This window comes from Pseudoalteromonas sp. DY56-GL79, assembly GCF_041414765.1.
GTDB classification, from domain to species: Bacteria; Pseudomonadota; Gammaproteobacteria; order Enterobacterales; family Alteromonadaceae; genus Pseudoalteromonas; species Pseudoalteromonas piscicida.
On the sequence record NZ_JANHZS010000062.1, the window covers coordinates 1 to 818 of the forward strand.

Below are 818 nucleotides of genomic sequence, written 5' to 3' on the forward strand. Positions count from 1 at the left end.
GTTGTACTGGACTTGAACCAGTGACCCTCGCCTTGTAAGGGCGATGCTCTCCCAACTGAGCTAACAACCCAAATTGTATTACAACGTCTGCCGTTGTGGGGCGGTATTATAGGTTTAGTTTGAAAAGAGTCAACACTTAACTTTAAAAAACTATACTGTGTGATGTTTTTATGCTCAATGTTTTAAGCTCTTCATTATAGAAGAGGTGAGGGGGCTTATATTTTTGGTCCAAGAATCATCTTATTTTGGGGAAAATAGGTTGCTGAGCTTTGCATGTTATAGCGCGAAATTAAGCAGGGTTGGATACCATGCGGAAAAAGAAAAGAGCCGTAAATCACTCTGGCCTAATTGGATTTAAAACAAAAACGCAGAGGTGCGATAACTATGCGTTTTAAATTGTGTAATAAATAATCCAATTCAAGGTGTTAGGCTTGCAAAGGGGAGTAGTTTGGTTATATTCTACGCTTCTTGATTTAAAATGAATCAGTTAGAAAAAACTTTCATAAAAGTTGTTGACTTTATTTTTGCTCCTGCATAGAATGCGCCCCGCACTCAGCGATACAGGCTAGCAGTTCAAGTCTGACTATTTTGGGGCTATAGCTCAGCTGGGAGAGCGCTTGCATGGCATGCAAGAGGTCGACGGTTCGATCCCGTCTAGCTCCACCAATTTATCGTTAGTGCATATGTCCTAGTACATAATTCAAATGGCAACGCCTCGAGTGCGAAGTTGTTTGATATTGTGTCCCCTTCGTCTAGAGGCCTAGGACACCGCCCTTTCACGGCGGTAACAGGGGTTCGAATCCCCTAGGGGACGCCAC

The 818-nt window shown here is 42.9% G+C and carries 2 tRNA genes; both read left to right on the forward strand.

What is annotated here, in order from left to right:
• Positions 1-590: 590 nt before the first annotated feature.
• A tRNA-Ala gene (locus tag NO992_RS23340) sits at positions 591-666 on the forward strand.
• A gap of 75 nt (positions 667-741) precedes the next feature.
• A tRNA-Glu gene (locus tag NO992_RS23345) sits at positions 742-817 on the forward strand.
• Position 818 lies beyond the last annotated feature (1 nt).